Source organism: Novosphingobium sp. (genome assembly GCF_032093395.1).
Lineage (GTDB): Bacteria > Pseudomonadota > Alphaproteobacteria > Sphingomonadales > Sphingomonadaceae > Novosphingobium.
Genome location: NZ_DAMDBA010000059.1, coordinates 1 through 15,895, shown reverse-complemented (window position 1 = coordinate 15,895; position 15,895 = coordinate 1). Strand labels below are relative to the sequence as shown.

Below are 15,895 nucleotides of genomic sequence, written 5' to 3'. Positions count from 1 at the left end.
GAAACGCCGATGAACGGGCATTAGGCGCTTGCCGGTTGCTTTACGTTCGCTAGAGATATTCGTCCTGAAATTCGGGATGTGCGCATCCCTTAGCCCGACCAAGGGGGACTTGAGGCTGCCATGAAGGCCACAATCGAACGTTCCACGCTCCTGCGCTGCCTGTCGCACGTGCAGTCCGTAGTCGAGCGGCGCAATACCATTCCCATTCTCTCGAACGTGTTGATCGAGGCTTCGGGCAATGGATCGTTGCGCATCATGGCGACCGACCTTGACTTGCAGGTCGTCGAAACACTCGGCGCCGTATCGGTCGAACAGGCCGGTGCGATCACGGTTTCCGCGCACCTGCTTTTCGACATCGCGCGCAAACTGCCTGACGGCAGCCAGGTCAGCCTCGACGTTGCGGACAACCGCATGGTCGTCAAGGCCGGGCGCAGCCGCTTCCAGCTGCCGACCCTGCCGCGGGACGACTTCCCCATGATCGCCGAAGGCGAACTGCCGACCAGCTTCGAGATCCCGGCCGCCACGCTGGGCCAGCTGATCGATCGCACCCGTTTCGCGATCTCCACCGAGGAAACGCGCTACTACCTCAACGGCATCTTCCTCCACGTTTCGGACGAGGAACTGAAGGCCGCCGCCACAGACGGTCACCGCCTTGCGCGCTTCACCCTGGCCCGTCCGGACGGCGCGGAAGGCATGCCGGACGTGATCGTGCCGCGCAAATGCGTGGGCGAACTGCGCAAGCTGCTGGAAGAGGCGCTCGACACCAACGTGCTGGTCGACCTTTCTGCCAGCAAGATCCGCTTCACGCTGGGTGGCGAACATGGCGTGGTGCTGACCAGCAAGCTGATCGACGGCACTTTCCCCGATTACACGCGCGTCATTCCCACCGGGAACGACAAGCTGCTCAAGGTCGATCCCAAGAGCTTCTTCGAAGGCGTGGACCGCGTGGCGACCATCGCCACCGAGAAGACCCGCGCCGTGAAGATGGCGCTGGAGCAGGACCGCGTGACGCTTTCGGTCACCTCGCCCGACAACGGCACGGCGGCGGAAGAAGTCCCGGCGGACTACTCCTCGGATGGTTTCGAGATCGGCTTCAACGCCAATTATCTCAAGGACATCCTTGGCCAGATCGACGGTGACACGGTGGAACTCCACTTGGCCGACGCCGGCGCACCGACGCTGATCCGTCAGGACGAAAAGAGCCCCGCGCTCTACGTACTGATGCCGATGCGCGTCTGATCGCAGGCTCAAGTGAACAGGAAAAGGCCGGGCATGATGCCCGGCCTTTTTCGTTGCGCGCTTAGCTTTCCAGGACGGAGGGGTGGGCCTTGGCGATCATGCGGTCCACTTCGACGATCTTCTCGCGAGGGGCGCCTTGCCGGGCATTGGCGACTTCGGCTTCGTCGATCTTCTGCCACTCGGTGAACTTCACGAAGTCGATCCCGCGTTCCGCCGCAAGGGCTTCGAAGCCGGGGCGGCCCCGCTTGCCCGTTCCGCCAGCAGCACCGAGATCGGCGTCGATCTTCTCGACGATCGCGAAACCGTCAGGCCGGTTGGTGCCGATCGTGCCGGTCGGGCCGCGCCGCGCCCAGCCGACGCAATAGAGGCCGGGCATGATGCGGCCTTCGACATTGGCGAAACGTCCGCCCTGCTCGTCATAGGGGACGTCTGGGATTCGAGAGGTCTGGTAGCCGATGCAGGCGATGACGATTCCTGCGGGGATGCGATAGGTTTCGCCCGTGCCTACCGCCTTGCCTTCCACCAGCCTTGTGCGCTCGACTTCCACGCCTTCGACCCGATCGGTGCCGAGGATGGCGCGCGGCGCGGCGAAGAAATCGAACTCGATCGCTATATCGCGGCCGGGACAGACGATCTCGCCACCCTCGGCGGCGTTGTCGTTCGCGGTTTCGCCCATGGCGAAGCTGCGCAAGTGGCCCATGGTCTTGCGCATCCCGGCATCCAGCGCCGCGTCCTGCGCCAGCGGCGGCAGATCCGCGCTATCGACGCGGGGGCAGGCCCGCGCCAGCTTGGCAAGCTCGCCCAACTCTTTCGGCGTCATCGTCACCTGATGCGGCCCGCGCCGTCCGAGAATGACGATGCGCCGGATCCGGGAGGCGTCCAGCGCCGCAAGCGCGTGGGCAACGATGTCGCTGCCCTGGAATTCCTCTCCCGACTTGGCGAGGATCCGCGCGACATCCAGTGCGACATTGCCGTTGCCCACGATCACCGCCGTGTCATGGCTGAAATCGGGGTGAAGTTCCGCGAACTGGGGGTGTCCGTTGTACCAGCCGACGAAACCCGCGCTGCCGTAGACATTGGGCAGGTCTTCACCGGGAAGCCCGAGCCTGCGATCGTTGGGCGCCCCGGTTGCCAGCACCACGGCATCGTAGAGACCGCGCAGTTCGTCGATCGAGATGTCCTGGCCGACCATGACGTTGCCCACGAAGTGAACGTTATCGCTGAGGGCCGTCGTTTCGTATCGCCGCGCCACGCTCTTGATGCTCTGGTGATCGGGGGCCACGCCCGTGCGGATCAGTCCGAAAGGGACGGGAGAGGAATCGAAGATATCGACCCTGACATCGTCCTTCCATTGCTTGAGCGCTGCTTCGGCCGTGTAATATCCGGCCGGTCCCGATCCGACGATGGCGATATGTCGCATGGATGTTTCTCCCAAGCGGACGGAGACTGGATCAGCACGCCCGCCAAGGTTGAAGCAAACACGCTTCGCGATCCGCGGCAAGCGAAATCCGGCAGGGCGGGCGCTGGATGACATATCCGGCGATTTGGGGTTTGGTTGCCGGAACTTAACACTTTTGCAATGGCCGGCGGGCAATAGCCGATGGGATGGCAAGAAAGGGGCTGAAGGCGCTGAAAGTCCAGTCGTGCGAAAGCGCGATGGAAATCCGCGTCCCCGGCGATCAGACCGAAAGCACTATCCGCACCGGCATTCCGAACTTCGCCTTCCTGCGCCCGCGCGGGCCGAGCAGCGACCCGCTTCATTTCTTCATCGCCCGGCGCTGGGAGTTGATGGCGCCCGCCATGGTCTGCATCATGGTGGCGCTGGGCGTGGCGTCCCGCAGCGCGCCGGGCCCATTGTCGCTTTCGCTGGCTTTCGCCGCCATGCTGCTCTGTCTGGCCGCGCCCTCGCTGGCTATGCTGGAGGCGCGTCTCGACCACCGCAGTTGGAAGCGATACCCGCTGATGCTGCTGGCGGTGGCCTTGCCGATGCTGCTGTTCGGCGTTTCCGCCACGCAGTGGACACGCGAGATCGCGGCGCTGGACTGGCGCTTGACGATCAAGGGCTATGGCCTGCTCGTCCTGTTGGCGACGGTGCTGCTCGAACGCCGCGTGACCTCGATCGTTGCCGCAACGGTAGGCCTGTGGGCGGGGGCCTCGATCCATTCGGGTTCGTTGGCGACGCTGGGCCTGCTTGCGGCCGGTGGAGGGATAGGCCTGTTGGCGGCGATGCGGCAGGCGCGCATGGCCCGCGAGGAATCCGCGCGTCGTGCCGGGCAGGAGCGGGAGCGGCATCGCGCCGAGGAACTCCTGCGCGAGTATGAGGAGACGGGGCAGGGCTGGTTCTGGGAAACCGACCGGCGCGGGCTGGTGGCCTATGTTTCGCCGCGCATCGCGGAACTGCTCGATACGGCGCAGTCCGAGTTGTACGGCAGGCCGTTCCTCGGCCTGTTCCACTTGCGCGCGGAAGATCATGACAGCGAACGCACGCTGGCCTTCCATCTTTCGACCCGCTCCTCGTTCCAGGATGTCGCGGTTCGCGCCGCCACGCATGAGGAGGACGAACGCTGGTGGTCGATCAGCGGTCGGCCGGTGCTGGATCAGTTCCATAATTTCCTGGGCTTTCGCGGATCCGGCATCGACCTGACCGAGACGCGCAAATCGCAGCAGCATGTCACCCAACTGGCGCGCTTCGATTCGCTGACCAAGCTCGCCAACCGTTTCCAGATGTCGGAATGGCTGGAAAAGGTCATCAACTCGCCGCGCACCGAGAACCGCGCCTGCGCCGTGTTCCTGCTGGACCTCGACCGTTTCAAGCAGGTCAACGACACCTTGGGCCACCCTGCGGGCGATGCCCTGCTCAAGCAGGTGGCGGAGCGACTGCGGGTGACCGTGGCCAATATGGGCCGCGTGGGGCGCCTGGGTGGCGATGAATTCCAGGTGATCCTGCCGGGCTACCACCAGCACGAGGGCCTCGGCCACTTGGCGCGTCGCGTGATCGAGGCCCTGTCGCAGCCCTATTCCATCGACGGTACGCGCGTCACCATCGGCGCTTCGGTGGGCATCGCCATGTGCCCCGAGGACGGCACAACGGTGGAGGCGCTGATCCGCAACGCCGACTTGGCGCTCTATGCGGCGAAGGATGGCGGGCGCGGGCGTCATCACTTCTACGACGACGATCTCCATTCCGATGCGCGCGAACGCCAGCAGCTGGAGCAGGATCTGCGCGACGCCATCGACGCAGGCGCGTTGGAACTGCACTACCAGCCCCAGGTCCATACCACGACCGAGAAGATCACCGGCTTCGAGGCGCTGCTCCGCTGGAAGCATCCCCGGCACGGCTACCTTTCGCCGGCACGGTTCGTCCCCGTGGCGGAAGAAACCGGGCTCGTTGCGGAGATCGGCGAATGGGTGCTCCGCAAGGCCTGCCGTGACCTTGCCGGCTGGCCGCACAACGTGCGCGTGGCCGTGAACGTTTCGCCTCTGCAATTCGCCAATCCCGAACTTCCCTCGATCGTGGCCAGAGCCATTGCCGATTCAGGCATCGATCCGGGGCGGCTCGAACTGGAAATCACCGAAAGCGTCTTCCTGGGCGAGGACAAGTCCACCGAAGTCATGTTCGCGGCGCTCAAGGACGTGGGCATACGCCTGGCGCTCGACGATTTCGGGACCGGCTATTCCTCGCTGGGCTATCTGAAGAAGGCGCCTTTCGACAAGATCAAGATAGACCAGAGCTTCGTGCGAGGGGCTACCGTCGAAGGCAGCCGCAATGGCGCGATCATCTCTTCCATCGTCGGCCTTGCCGAAGCACTGGGCATGGAAACCACGGCCGAAGGCGTGGAGACGCTGGACGAGCTTGATCTCGTGCGTCTGCTTGGATGCAGCCACGTCCAGGGCTATATCTATGAAAAGTCCTTGAGCTCGGACGAAGTCATGGCGCGCCTCGAAGGCGGGTTGACGGCTGTCGCCGCTGGCCCTCGGTCGGCTCGTGCACCCCGGCAGACGATGCTGCGCCGGGTCGTCCTGGAGCATGGCGGCCATATCTATCACGCCACGATCCGGAACATCTCCAGCACGGGCGCCATGGTGGAAGGCCTCTGGAACGTCCCGGTGGAGACGCAGTTCGGCCTGCACCTCGCTGGAGACAACGTGGTTCTGGCAACGGCGCGCTGGTGTCGCGAAGATCGCATGGGCGTGGAATTCCTCCGACCGCTAGAAGTGGATGCCAGCGGCGCGGTCCTGTTTGCGCCCGAGCCGAAGGGGGGCGAACGGCGCCCGGATGGCGGCGATGCCGGGCTGATGCGCAAGGCGGGCTGACAGGCCTCTTGAAAATGCGCTCACAGACGCATTTTCAAACGCCCCAAGCGCTGCTAACGGCGCTTCCATGACCGAACTCGCCCAGATCCGAAATTTCTCGATCATTGCCCATATCGACCACGGCAAGTCGACGCTCGCCGACCGTCTCATCCAGCGTACCGGAGGCCTCTCCGACCGTGAGATGAGTGCGCAGGTGCTCGATAACATGGATATCGAGAAGGAGCGCGGGATCACCATCAAGGCGCAGACCGTGCGCCTGAACTACACCGCCTCCGACGGGATCACCTATGAGCTGAACCTGATGGACACGCCGGGCCATGTCGACTTCGCCTACGAAGTATCGCGCAGCCTTGCCGCCTGCGAAGGGGCGCTGCTGGTCGTGGACGCGGCGCAGGGCGTGGAAGCGCAGACCCTGGCCAACGTCTACCAATCGATCGAGCACGACCATGAGATCGTGCCTGTCATCAACAAGATCGACCTGCCCGCAGCCGAACCGGAAAAGGTGCGCAACGAGATCGAGGAAGTGATCGGCATCGATGCTTCCGACGCCGTGCTCGCCTCGGCCAAGTCGGGCATCGGCATCGATGAGATTCTCGAAGCGGTCGTCGCCAAGATTCCGGCGCCGAAGGGCGACCGTACCAAGCCGCTCAAGGCGATGCTGGTCGATTCCTGGTACGACCCCTACCTCGGCGTCGTCATTCTGGTGCGCGTGATCGACGGCGTCATCAAGAAGGGCCTCAACGTCAAGTTCATGCAGGGCGGTACCGACCATCTGGTCGACCGCGTCGGCTGCTTCACCCCCAAGCGCATCGATCTGCCGGAACTCGGCCCGGGCGAAATCGGCTTCATCACCGCGCAGATCAAGGAAGTGGAGCAGGCCAAGGTCGGTGATACCATCACCACCGTGAAGCAGGGTGCCACCGAGGCTCTGCCGGGCTACAAGGAAGTGCAGTCGGTGGTGTTCTGCGGCCTCTTCCCGGTCGACGCCAACGACTTCGAGAAGCTGCGCGAATCCATCGGCAAGCTGCGCCTGAACGACGCCTCGTTCAGCTTCGAGATGGAATCGAGCGCCGCCCTGGGCTTCGGTTTCCGCTGCGGCTTCCTAGGGCTGCTGCACCTGGAGATCATCCAGGAGCGCCTCAGCCGCGAGTACGACCTTGACCTCATCACCACCGCGCCGTCCGTGGTCTATCGCCTGACGATGACCGACGGCACCGTGAAGGAACTGCACAACCCGGCCGACATGCCCGATCCGGTGAAGATCGACTTCATGGAAGAGCCCTGGATCAAGGCGGTGATCTACACGCCGGACGAATACCTAGGCTCGATCCTGAAGCTCTGCCAGGACCGTCGCGGTATCCAGAAGGACCTGACTTACGTGGGTGGCCGCGCCCAGGTTACCTACGAACTGCCGCTCAACGAAGTCGTGTTCGACTTCTACGACCGCCTGAAGTCGATCAGCCGTGGTTACGCCAGTTTCGACTACGAGCAGATCGGGCTTCAGGAGGGCGACCTCGTGATGATGAATATCCTCGTGAACAACGAGCCGGTCGATGCGCTGTCGATGGTGGTTCACCGAACTCAGGCCGAACCGCGTGGTCGTGCGCTGGTGGAACGCCTGAAAGAGCTGATCCCCCGCCACATGTTCAAGATTCCGATTCAGGCGGCGATCGGTGCCAAGGTGATCGCGCGCGAGACGATTTCGGCCATGCGCAAGGATGTTACCGCCAAGTGCTACGGCGGCGACATCACCCGCAAGAAGAAGCTTCTGGAAAAGCAGAAGGAAGGCAAGAAGCGCATGCGCGAATACGGCAATGTGCAGATTCCGCAGGAAGCCTTCATCGCTGCGCTGCGCATGGGCGAAGAGTAAGCAGAAGATAAGGCTGATCCGGCGCGGCGGCGGCCCCGGGCTGCGCACGTCGGTTCTGCCGTTTTGCCAGACTCTGTCAGTCGAACCGATTTAAACGCCGCGCTCTTGCGCGGCGTTTTCGTTCTGGCGCGTCGCTGGATGATCGATCCATTTCCGATCAAATTCAGCTTGAAGATCGAATCGAAGCTGCCGAATCGAAAGGTGAGCAAGGTTGGTTAAGGATGGCCAGCTAAGTTGCACACGCCACGGATGCCGATTCGATTGCGGCAACAATCGATTCAAACGGTGTGCTTGTTTCTTGAAGCATCACATCTGTGTCCGATGTGGTTAAATTGCCGCCTGCTATGGGTTGATAGAGTGTTTGCAGACGACCTATAAACGCCTGGCACGGACAGCGTTGTGGGGCGCGGCGGAACGAGGGTGGTTCGGTAGCGTTTATGGACCTTGAGCGACTGGACGCTGGCGGCGACATGACGCAGTTTCAACGCATCATGACGGTATTTCCGTCCCTGACACCCAAGCAGCACGAAGTTCTGGCTTTCGTGGCGGAAAACCGCACCAGCAAGGAAATCGCCTGGGAGCTGCGCATTTCCGAAAGCGCGGTCAACCAGCGCATCGAAGGCGTCCGCAGCCGCACGGGCTCTCCTCCCCGTGCCGAATTGGCCCGTGCTTACAGGCAATTTCAGCTGGATCAGGCAGCGGCCTGTAATCCGCTACCAGAGAAGAATCCTCAGGTTCCGGCCGTCACCCTGTTCGATGAGGATCAGGGCCGGGACGAACTGGTCGAAAGGCTCACCCTTGCCGACGGCGCCACATTCAAGGTGACGGCGCCCTGGCAGGAGGAGAATTTCGCACGGGTCGTCCCGGAGGTGCTCGATGGAGCGAATGCGGGTCTCAGCCGCACGGCCGCCATGATCGCCATCGCCGGAGGACTTCTTCTCGTGGCGGTGTTCGGTCTGGACCTGGCCACCAAGCTGAGCAGCCTGCTTTGACCCAGCCTCCCGCCATGACGTTTTCAAGCGCATCGAACGGGCCGATGCTGCTGGATGGGGGTCTTTATGTCGATCACGATTTCCGCTGCCACCGCCCGGATCGCGCGCCAGCTTCCCGAGGCCGAACTCTCGCTGGATTCCGCCCTGCTTGCTTCGGCACGCCTGATGGAATCGATGCTGCTTGCCCGCCAGGCCGATGGCGTGGCTACTTTCACTGGGCAGACGGCGCTCATGCGCCTTGCCAAGACGCAGCGCACATTGCTGGAAAGCCAGAACGACATGATCCGCGTTCATCAGGAACTCCTGGGAATCGGCCGCGACATCAACGCGATTGCCGACGAGCCGGAAGCCTGCCCGAACCAGGCGCAGCTGGTGGAAGACGCAACGATGTTGCGATCGGCCTAAGCGACCCAGGCGCGATCGCGGGTTCCGCGCGTTTCCGGCGGCATGGCCATGGGGGGCTTGCATGCTGACCTGGGGCGCGCGGGCCTACCTGCAATATGCGGTCTATCTTGCTCTGTTCCTCTTGGCCTGGCGGCGTGGCGGTGCGCCTGAGCGGATCCTTGCCGGCATCATGCTGGGCATGGTGGTGGTGGACAGAATCTACCATCTCGGCCGCGGGTCCGATCTCCTGGTCTTCTACGGGGTCGATGTCGTCCATCTGGCGATCGATACGTCGAGCCTGCTGGGCATCGGCTATGTCGCGCTTCATGCCAACAGGTTCTACCCCTTATGGATAGGTGGGGCGCAGATCATCGCGTTTTCGAGTCACTTCTACCGACTGGGGAACGTGGGTATCCACACGACCGCCTATCAGGTGATGTCGATCATTCCATCTTACGTCCAACTGCTGGCAATGGCCCTGGGCCTGGCGTGTCACATGCGGCGGCAGAAGAAACGGGGCAACTATCCGTCCTGGCGCAAATACTCCGGCCCGTCCTCGGCGAAGGTAGCGAAGCCGCTGCACGCCGCCTGATCCTCCGTTTCGGTTCCCTGAGCACGATCTATTCGGCCAGCGCGCAGGCCCTGGCCGAGGAGATCGGCGAGCCGGGCCCGAATCGGCTTGCGATCGCGGCGGTCATCGTCGCCGCCCGAGATCTGGCGGCCGTGGCGATGCGCGAAACCGTTCTGGGGCATCCCGTCGATCTTGGTAGTCCGGCATTTCGACAATATCTCGCCAGGCGCATATCGGGCCGACGCGAAGAATGCGTGATGGTGTTGTTCCTCACCGGCGAGGGGCTGTTCATCGCCGAGGATATTCATGTCGGAACCCGTCAATCGACCTGCGATCTGCCGCTGCGCCGCACGGTTCGCCGTGCTTTCGACCTGGATGCACGTCGCCTGATCCTTGCGCATAATCACCCTTCCGGAGATCCTCGGCCCAGCGTCGACGATGTCCAGTCCACTCGCACTTTCCGGCAAGTGATGGCGGCGCTGGAGCTAAGTCTGGACGACCATTTCGTCGTCGCCAGGGGGGGAATCTTCAGTATGAGTGACAATGGTCTGATTTAGATGGCGATTTGCCTTAAGGGACGTGCAACCGGATTGTCGTAGGCGCTATCTATACCGGCGAGCGCATTCGCGTGAACGTCCTGCTTGGAGATTGGGTTTGACCGACATCGTCACCGTACCGACCACGCCTTTCGAGGGACAGGCGCCCGGAACGTCTGGCCTGCGCAAGAAAGTGCGCATTTTCCAGCAGCCGAATTACGCCGAGAATTTCATTCAGTCGGTCTTCGATGTGGTGAAGCCGCAATCCGGTTCGCGCTCGTCCGATGCGGATTCTTCCGGCGCGGCGCTGGTGATCGGCGGCGACGGTCGCTTCCATAACCGAACGGTGATCCAGCAGGCCATCCGCATGGCCGCCGCCAACGGCTACGCCCGCGTGATCGTGGGGCAGGGTGGTATCCTCTCGACGCCGGCCGCCAGCAATGTGATCCGAAAGTACGGCGCCAGTGGCGGCCTGATTCTTTCGGCCAGCCACAATCCCGGCGGTCCGGAAGAAGACTTCGGCATCAAGTACAACATCGCCAACGGCGGCCCCGCTCCCGAAAGCGTGACCGGTGCCATTCTCGCGCGCACGAAGGAGATCGACGTCTGGTTGACCGTCGATGCCGACGATATCGACCTCGACATGCCGGGCGAAGTCACCGTGGGTGACATGATCGTGCAGGTGATCGATCCGGTGGCCGACTATGCCGACCTGATGGAGGAACTGTTCGATTTCGACGCCATCCGCAAGGCCGTCGGCAGTGGCTTCACGATGCGCTTCGACGCAATGAGCGCCGTGACCGGGCCCTATGCCGTCGAAATCCTGGAGAACCGTTTGGGTTTTGCCACGGGTACGGTGATCAACGGTACGCCGCTTGAGGATTTTGGCGGACACCATCCCGATCCGAACCTGATCCACGCCAAGGATCTTTACGACCTGATGATGGGGCCGGGCGCGCCCGATCTTGGCGCGGCCTCTGACGGGGACGGCGATCGCAACCTCATCATCGGACGGGGGCGGTTCGTCACGCCGTCTGATTCGCTGGCAATGCTGGCGGCGAATATCGAGATAGCTCCAGCCTATCGCGGGCGCCTGTCGGGTATCGCCCGTTCGATGCCGACCAGCGCCGCTGCAGATCGGGTGGCAGAGGCATTGGGTACTCCGTGCTTCGAGACGCCGACCGGCTGGAAGTTCTTCGGCACGCTCCTTGATGCGGGGATGGTCACGATCTGCGGCGAGGAGAGCGCCGGCACCGGTTCCGACCATATTCGCGAGAAGGACGGTCTCTGGGCCGTGCTGCTCTGGCTCAACATCCTCGCCGCAAGGGACATCAGCGTCGATCAGCTTGCCCGTACCCACTGGGCTCGGTTCGGGCGCAACTACTACGCGCGCCATGACTATGAGGCTGTGGACAGCCAGGCTGCGGCGGGTTTGATGGTCGAACTGAACGGCGCGCTTGCGACTCTGCCGGGCCAGCAGTTCGGACCGCTTACGGTCGCTCATGCCGACAGTTTTGCCTACACCGATCCTGTCGATCAGTCCGTCAGCGCAAACCAGGGCATCCGGGTCTTGTTCGAGGATGGCAGCCGAGTGGTCTTCCGTCTCTCGGGCACCGGCACGCAGGGCGCGACTTTGCGCGTCTACCTGGAGCGTTACGAGCCGGTTTCCGGACAGCTGGATGCAGACACCGGAACGATGCTGGAGCCGCAGATCGCTGCCGCGCAGGCCATCGCCGGGATTGCGCGCCACGTCGGGCGCAGCGCGCCCGACGTGGTGACCTGATCGTCAGAAATCGATTCGGGCGATCACCTCTTCGCCGAACCGCAGCGCCAGATCGCAGTATTCGGCGCGCGTTTCGGCGTGGACGGTCGCCCCGGCGCCATGAATTCCGAGAGATTTCAGATGCGCGAAGTGGTCCAGCGCTTCCTGAGCGCTCCAGCCTTGCTTGATGGCGTAAGTGGAGGACGCGATGACTTTCGGAGGCTCTGCCCGGCCGATCTTCTCGGCATGGGCGTGCATGTAGGCGATCGCCTCGCTGATATCCTCGTCGCCTTCCAGATTGGCGGTGCGCGCCGTGTCCGTCACCGCCTTGGGCACGAAGAACGGATGCCAGGCATCGCCCATCTCGGCGGCGCGGCGTAGGGCGCGCTTGGAGTTTCCGCCGACCAGCAGGGGCGGGTTCGGTTTCTGGGCCGGGGTCGGCAACATGCGATTGCCCAGCGCGGTATAGCCCGTGCCTTCGAAGCTGAAGTCCTGGCCGGTCCAGGCCAGCTTCATCGCCGTGATATATTCGTCCATCAGATCGTTGCGGGCATCGAAGTCCACGCCCAGCGCCTTGTATTCCGCTTTCATGTACCCGGCGCCCAGGCCGAGGATCACGCGCCCCTGCGTGAAATGATCGAGCGTCGACACCCCCCGCGCCACCACGAAAGGATTGCGATAGGGCAGGACGAGGATGTTGGTCTGGAGACGCAGCCTCGTGGTGACCGCCCCCAGCATCGACAGCATGACGAAGGGATCCTGGGCATAGTGCCCGCCGGCATCCAGCCAGCGGGCGGAAGGCGCGGGATGATCCGTGACGGTGCCGGCGTAAAAGCCCGCCTGTTCGACGATGCGCGCGATTTCGTGCAGGGCCTCCATCGTGCCGTACTCTTCCGGCCTGTCGATCCGGTCGAACGGCAGGCTGGTGCTGAGCGTGAATGTCATGGCTTTTTCCGTCTTTCGTTCAATCGATCGGCTGGGGCGGGAGAATCCAATCGTCCTGGTCGTTGCGGACCCATCCACCCGAAGCCCAAGTGCCGCCATCGACGGGAATGATCGCGCCGGTGACATAACTGGCCATGTCGGATGCCAGGAACACAGCGACGCGGCCGCACTCGTCGTCGATGCCGGGTCGACCCAGGGGAATGCGGCGGCGGATGGCTTCCTGCTGGGCCGGGGTCGGGCGATGCCAGAGGTCGGGCGCGACGGCGCCGCCGAACTGCCCTTGCGTGCCCGGCGTCACCGTATAGTCGGGAGCGATCGCATTGACGCGGATGCCATGGTGGGCAAGTTCGACAGCCAGCGTGCGCGTCAGGTTGTTCAACCCGGCCTTGCAGGCGGCGTAGACCGCGTAGCCCGGCGCCGCCCGCGATGCTTCGATGCTGGTGACGTTGATGATGGATCCGCCGTTGCCGCTTTCGATCATGAACGGCAGCGCGGCCTGAGTCGCCGCGAGGTTGGACACCAGATTGAGATCGATATGGCGCCGCCAGTTCTTCTCGGCGAGGTTGACGAAGGGCCGCCGCGAGACGCCGCCGACATTGTTGGCCAATACGTCCAGTCGTCCGAAATGACGGGCTGTTTCGGCAACTGCGTTCTGGACGGTTTCCACCTCCATCGCATTGCCCGGGATGCAGAGCGCTTTCCGGCCGCGCTGCGCGACGAGTTCGGACACTTGTTCGCAGCGTTCGGGGATGGCTTCCAGAATAGCGATATCGGCGCCCATGTCCGCCATGCAGAGCGCAACCGATCGTCCGATCCCACCGCCCCCGCCGGTGACGAAGACCACTTTTCCGGTCAGGTCGATAGCCCTGCCGTCCACCACGCTACCGTCCACCACGCTGGCGTTCATCGGCATTCTCCCATCAAGCGGACCGCTTTCGGCCTCCCTGGCGCGGCCACTCGTCGATCCCCGAACCATTCTCGGGATCGTAGATACGCCTCAGAACGCGAACAGCATCAGCGAGATCGAGAGGCTCGTCTATATCTTTCTCCAGCCCGCACGAGAGGATCGTCTCCACGCTAAGTCCAATATTTATAGCGTTATTACAATGGTTTGAGAAACTGTCTTGACCAAAAGCGAAAGGATACCAGATGCCGCTGGGCAGCGGGATCGAGAGTCCGTTGGTGCCGGTGCGATGGCGATCGGGCGCAATGCCCAGGGTGTCGGCCGGGAGGTTGGCGAGACGTTCCACATCGGCCATGCCGAGGCATGGCAGGTCTGCCGGAAGCACCAGGATGCGCTCCGGCCCGGCGGCCGTGATCGCCGCCATCGTGCTCTCCAATGCGCCGTTAAGGTCCGGGCCGGGGTCGTCGAAGCGCAGGATTCCTTTGCCGAGATTCGGGCGCGGGGGTCCGAGTACGCAGACCCTCTGGATCGCCGGGCAGGCGCTCACCGTATTGAGGACATGGCGCAGCATCCCCGCGACCAGAGCCTCGCGCTGTTGCGGCCTCAGGACCGACGCGAGCCGCGTCTTGCCGAAACCGGGCGCCTTGACCGGGATGAGCGCCCAGCACGTCACGGCATTTGCGGCGCTGCGGCAAGGTTGGTGAAGCGTATGCCCGCGCCGTCGGCCTTGTACGTCTTGTTCATGTAGATGAGGATCGAGGTCAGCGCCTCGGCTGCCGCCGAATTGGCCAGTGCGCCGCCCGAAAGCCCGCGCAGGCCCATACCGGGGCAGAGGTCGACTACGACCTGGCGCGCCTCCACATCGTCGGAGAAGACCAGGACGTCGCATTCTATCGCATGGTCGCTGTCGAGATGATGGGCCGAAACGTTGTGGAACGCGGTAACGAGCCGCGCATCGGGCCCCAAGTGCTCCCGCGCCTGCATGGCGGCGCTGCCTTCCGCAGGAAGCTGCACGCGCATGACCTTTGGCGGAACCAGCGGCACGGTGGTGTCCACGACGACTGCCGTGCCTATCGCGCCTGCGATCTGGCGCAGCGTATCTCCCTGGGAGCCATGGGGGACGGCGACAATGACGATGTCCTTGTTCCTGGCGGCATCCGCATTTTCGGCATAGTCAGCGCCCAGCTCTTCCGAAGTCGCGCGGGCCTTGTCTGCGGAACGGGAGCCGATGGTCACGCGGTGGCCCGCCTTGACCAGTCTCCGAGCGATCCCCTTGCCCAAAGCGCCGGTTCCGCCGATCACCGCGATAGCTGCCATCAGATTATCTCCCCCGCGAATTCTTGTTCGCGGTCATTGTGGTTACCGATATTTTCGTTTCCGGTGGCGGCTTCAGTCAGGCGTTCGGAAGGGCCGATGCAGCGAAATCCAGAACTCACCGTGCGACCGCTCGCCGGATTGCCCATGTTCGCTACCGGAATGTCGATTGCGCAAGCGATATGCGCAAGCTTGGAGGCTGAAGGCGATCAGTTCCGCGATGGCGATATCTTGGTGGTAGCGCAGAAGATCGTCTCCAAGGTGGAGGGCCGCACCCGCGATCTGGCGGGGTTCTCCGCTTCTGAGGAAGCGCGTGAGCTTTCTCGTGTTGCAGGCCGAGATCCCAGGATGATGCAGGCCATACTTGAGGAGAGTTCTCAGATCCTTCGTGGCACATCGGCGGCGGTGATCGCGGCACATCGCACCGGTCATGTGCTGGCCAACGCCGGGATCGATGCCTCGAACGTGGATGGCGCGGCCGAGGGGCGCGTGCTGCTCTGGCCGCTGGATCCCGACGCTTCCGCGCGGGCGCTGCGGGCCGAACTTCGGAAGACATCTGAGGTAAGGGTCGGCGTGGTGATCGCGGATTCGATGGGCCGGGCCTGGCGGATCGGCACACTGGGCAATGCGATCGGCTGCGCCGGACTGACCGTGCTGGAAGATCGCCGCGGCACGGGAACGGACCTCTATGGCCGCACCCTTCAGGCTACCGTGATCGCCATAGCGGACTCGATCGCCGCGATGGCGGCGCTGGCGATGGGCGAAGGCGCGGAAGGCACTCCGGTAGCCCTCGTGAGAGGCTGTGCCCGCTGGGTGACCGCTGAGGACGGCCCGGGGGCTATCAGCGGCCTGAGGCCGATCGCGCAGGACATGTTCCGATGAGCGGAAAGCACATACTCGCGCTTTCGGGCGGGGTCGGAGGCGCAAAACTTGCGGCGGGACTGGCGGCGGTCACCTCCGGGGAAGACCTTACCCTCGTCGTCAACACTGGAGATGATTTCGAGCATCTTGGCCTAACTGTCTGTCCAGACATAGATTCGGTGACTTACGCCTTGGCCGGGCTA

15 protein-coding genes are annotated in these 15,895 nt (G+C 63.4%); 10 read left to right on the top strand and 5 right to left on the bottom strand.

Annotation, left to right across the window (positions count from 1 at the left end; all coding sequences use genetic code 11):
- The first annotated feature begins 120 nt into the window (after positions 1-120).
- Entirely contained in the window at positions 121-1,239 is a 1,119-nt protein-coding gene (gene dnaN / locus RT424_RS17440) for a DNA polymerase III subunit beta (RefSeq protein WP_313440817.1), read from the top strand.
- A gap of 61 nt (positions 1,240-1,300) precedes the next feature.
- Here dnaN and RT424_RS17435 read toward each other — a convergent pair whose 3' ends face one another.
- On the bottom strand, positions 1,301-2,659 hold the full coding sequence (locus tag RT424_RS17435) for an FAD-dependent oxidoreductase (RefSeq protein WP_313440815.1): 1,359 nt from the start codon (positions 2,657-2,659) through the stop codon (positions 1,301-1,303).
- Positions 2,660-2,844: 185 nt separating this feature from the next.
- Here RT424_RS17435 and RT424_RS17430 point away from each other — a divergent pair, with 185 nt between their 5' ends.
- From RT424_RS17430 to RT424_RS17400, 7 genes are all read left to right on the top strand, one after another.
- Complete coding sequence (locus RT424_RS17430; RefSeq protein ID WP_313440813.1) at positions 2,845-5,553, top strand: EAL domain-containing protein; 2,709 nt, start codon at positions 2,845-2,847, stop codon at positions 5,551-5,553.
- A gap of 67 nt (positions 5,554-5,620) precedes the next feature.
- Positions 5,621-7,423 carry a translation elongation factor 4 gene (gene lepA / locus RT424_RS17425; protein WP_313440811.1) on the top strand — a complete coding sequence of 601 codons (1,803 nt, stop codon included), beginning with the start codon at positions 5,621-5,623 and terminating at the stop codon, positions 7,421-7,423.
- Positions 7,424-7,893: 470 nt separating this feature from the next.
- A complete protein-coding gene (locus RT424_RS17420) occupies positions 7,894-8,415 on the top strand; it encodes a helix-turn-helix transcriptional regulator (protein WP_313440809.1) in 522 nt (173 codons plus the stop codon).
- Positions 8,416-8,481: 66 nt separating this feature from the next.
- On the top strand, positions 8,482-8,820 hold the full coding sequence (locus tag RT424_RS17415; protein ID WP_313440807.1) for a hypothetical protein: 339 nt from the start codon (positions 8,482-8,484) through the stop codon (positions 8,818-8,820).
- 61 nt (positions 8,821-8,881) lie between these two features.
- Positions 8,882-9,391 carry a hypothetical protein gene (locus tag RT424_RS17410; RefSeq protein ID WP_313440805.1) on the top strand — a complete coding sequence of 170 codons (510 nt, stop codon included), beginning with the start codon at positions 8,882-8,884 and terminating at the stop codon, positions 9,389-9,391.
- Positions 9,289-9,927, top strand: a complete 639-nt coding sequence (locus RT424_RS17405; RefSeq protein WP_313440803.1) for a JAB domain-containing protein — start codon at positions 9,289-9,291, stop codon at positions 9,925-9,927. Before RT424_RS17410 ends, RT424_RS17405 begins: the two co-directional genes overlap by 103 nt.
- Before the next feature lie 97 nt (positions 9,928-10,024).
- On the top strand, positions 10,025-11,689 hold the full coding sequence (locus tag RT424_RS17400; RefSeq protein WP_313440801.1) for an alpha-D-glucose phosphate-specific phosphoglucomutase: 1,665 nt from the start codon (positions 10,025-10,027) through the stop codon (positions 11,687-11,689).
- Positions 11,690-11,692: 3 nt separating this feature from the next.
- Here RT424_RS17400 and RT424_RS17395 read toward each other — a convergent pair whose 3' ends face one another.
- The 4 genes from RT424_RS17395 to npdG are packed head-to-tail and all read right to left on the bottom strand — an operon-like array spanning position 11,693 to position 14,834.
- Entirely contained in the window at positions 11,693-12,613 is a 921-nt protein-coding gene (locus tag RT424_RS17395) for a TIGR03619 family F420-dependent LLM class oxidoreductase (protein ID WP_313440799.1), read from the bottom strand.
- Positions 12,614-12,632: 19 nt separating this feature from the next.
- On the bottom strand, positions 12,633-13,520 hold the full coding sequence (locus RT424_RS17390) for an SDR family oxidoreductase (RefSeq protein WP_313440797.1): 888 nt from the start codon (positions 13,518-13,520) through the stop codon (positions 12,633-12,635).
- A gap of 13 nt (positions 13,521-13,533) precedes the next feature.
- A complete protein-coding gene (gene cofC, locus RT424_RS17385; protein WP_313440795.1) occupies positions 13,534-14,190 on the bottom strand; it encodes a 2-phospho-L-lactate guanylyltransferase in 657 nt (218 codons plus the stop codon).
- A complete protein-coding gene (gene npdG / locus RT424_RS17380; protein WP_313440793.1) occupies positions 14,187-14,834 on the bottom strand; it encodes an NADPH-dependent F420 reductase in 648 nt (215 codons plus the stop codon). The genes cofC and npdG overlap by 4 nt, the downstream gene beginning before the upstream one ends.
- Before the next feature lie 96 nt (positions 14,835-14,930).
- On the opposite strand from npdG, the gene cofE reads away from it, so the two are divergent.
- Positions 14,931-15,713: a coenzyme F420-0:L-glutamate ligase gene (gene cofE, locus RT424_RS17375; protein ID WP_313440791.1), complete on the top strand. Its 783-nt coding sequence runs from the start codon at positions 14,931-14,933 to the stop codon at positions 15,711-15,713.
- Positions 15,710-15,895, top strand: a 186-nt coding sequence (locus RT424_RS17370; protein ID WP_313440789.1) for a 2-phospho-L-lactate transferase CofD family protein, incomplete at its 3' end; no start/stop codon positions are given. The genes cofE and RT424_RS17370, both read left to right, overlap by 4 nt.

What these genes read in the sequence shown, in the direction of transcription:
- dnaN (WP_313440817.1), top strand. Translation starts at nt 121, where the DNA reads ATGAAGGCCACAATCGAACGTTCCACGCTCCTGCGCTGCCTGTCGCAC.
- RT424_RS17435 (WP_313440815.1), bottom strand. Translation starts at nt 2,659, where the DNA reads ATGCGACATATCGCCATCGTCGGATCGGGACCGGCCGGATATTACACG.
- RT424_RS17430 (WP_313440813.1), top strand. Translation starts at nt 2,845, where the DNA reads ATGGCAAGAAAGGGGCTGAAGGCGCTGAAAGTCCAGTCGTGCGAAAGC.
- lepA (WP_313440811.1), top strand. Translation starts at nt 5,621, where the DNA reads ATGACCGAACTCGCCCAGATCCGAAATTTCTCGATCATTGCCCATATC.
- RT424_RS17420 (WP_313440809.1), top strand. Translation starts at nt 7,894, where the DNA reads ATGACGCAGTTTCAACGCATCATGACGGTATTTCCGTCCCTGACACCC.
- RT424_RS17415 (WP_313440807.1), top strand. Translation starts at nt 8,482, where the DNA reads ATGTCGATCACGATTTCCGCTGCCACCGCCCGGATCGCGCGCCAGCTT.
- RT424_RS17410 (WP_313440805.1), top strand. Translation starts at nt 8,882, where the DNA reads ATGCTGACCTGGGGCGCGCGGGCCTACCTGCAATATGCGGTCTATCTT.
- RT424_RS17395 (WP_313440799.1), bottom strand. Translation starts at nt 12,613, where the DNA reads ATGACATTCACGCTCAGCACCAGCCTGCCGTTCGACCGGATCGACAGG.
- RT424_RS17390 (WP_313440797.1), bottom strand. Translation starts at nt 13,520, where the DNA reads ATGAACGCCAGCGTGGTGGACGGTAGCGTGGTGGACGGCAGGGCTATC.
- npdG (WP_313440793.1), bottom strand. Translation starts at nt 14,834, where the DNA reads ATGGCAGCTATCGCGGTGATCGGCGGAACCGGCGCTTTGGGCAAGGGG.
- cofE (WP_313440791.1), top strand. Translation starts at nt 14,931, where the DNA reads ATGCAGCGAAATCCAGAACTCACCGTGCGACCGCTCGCCGGATTGCCC.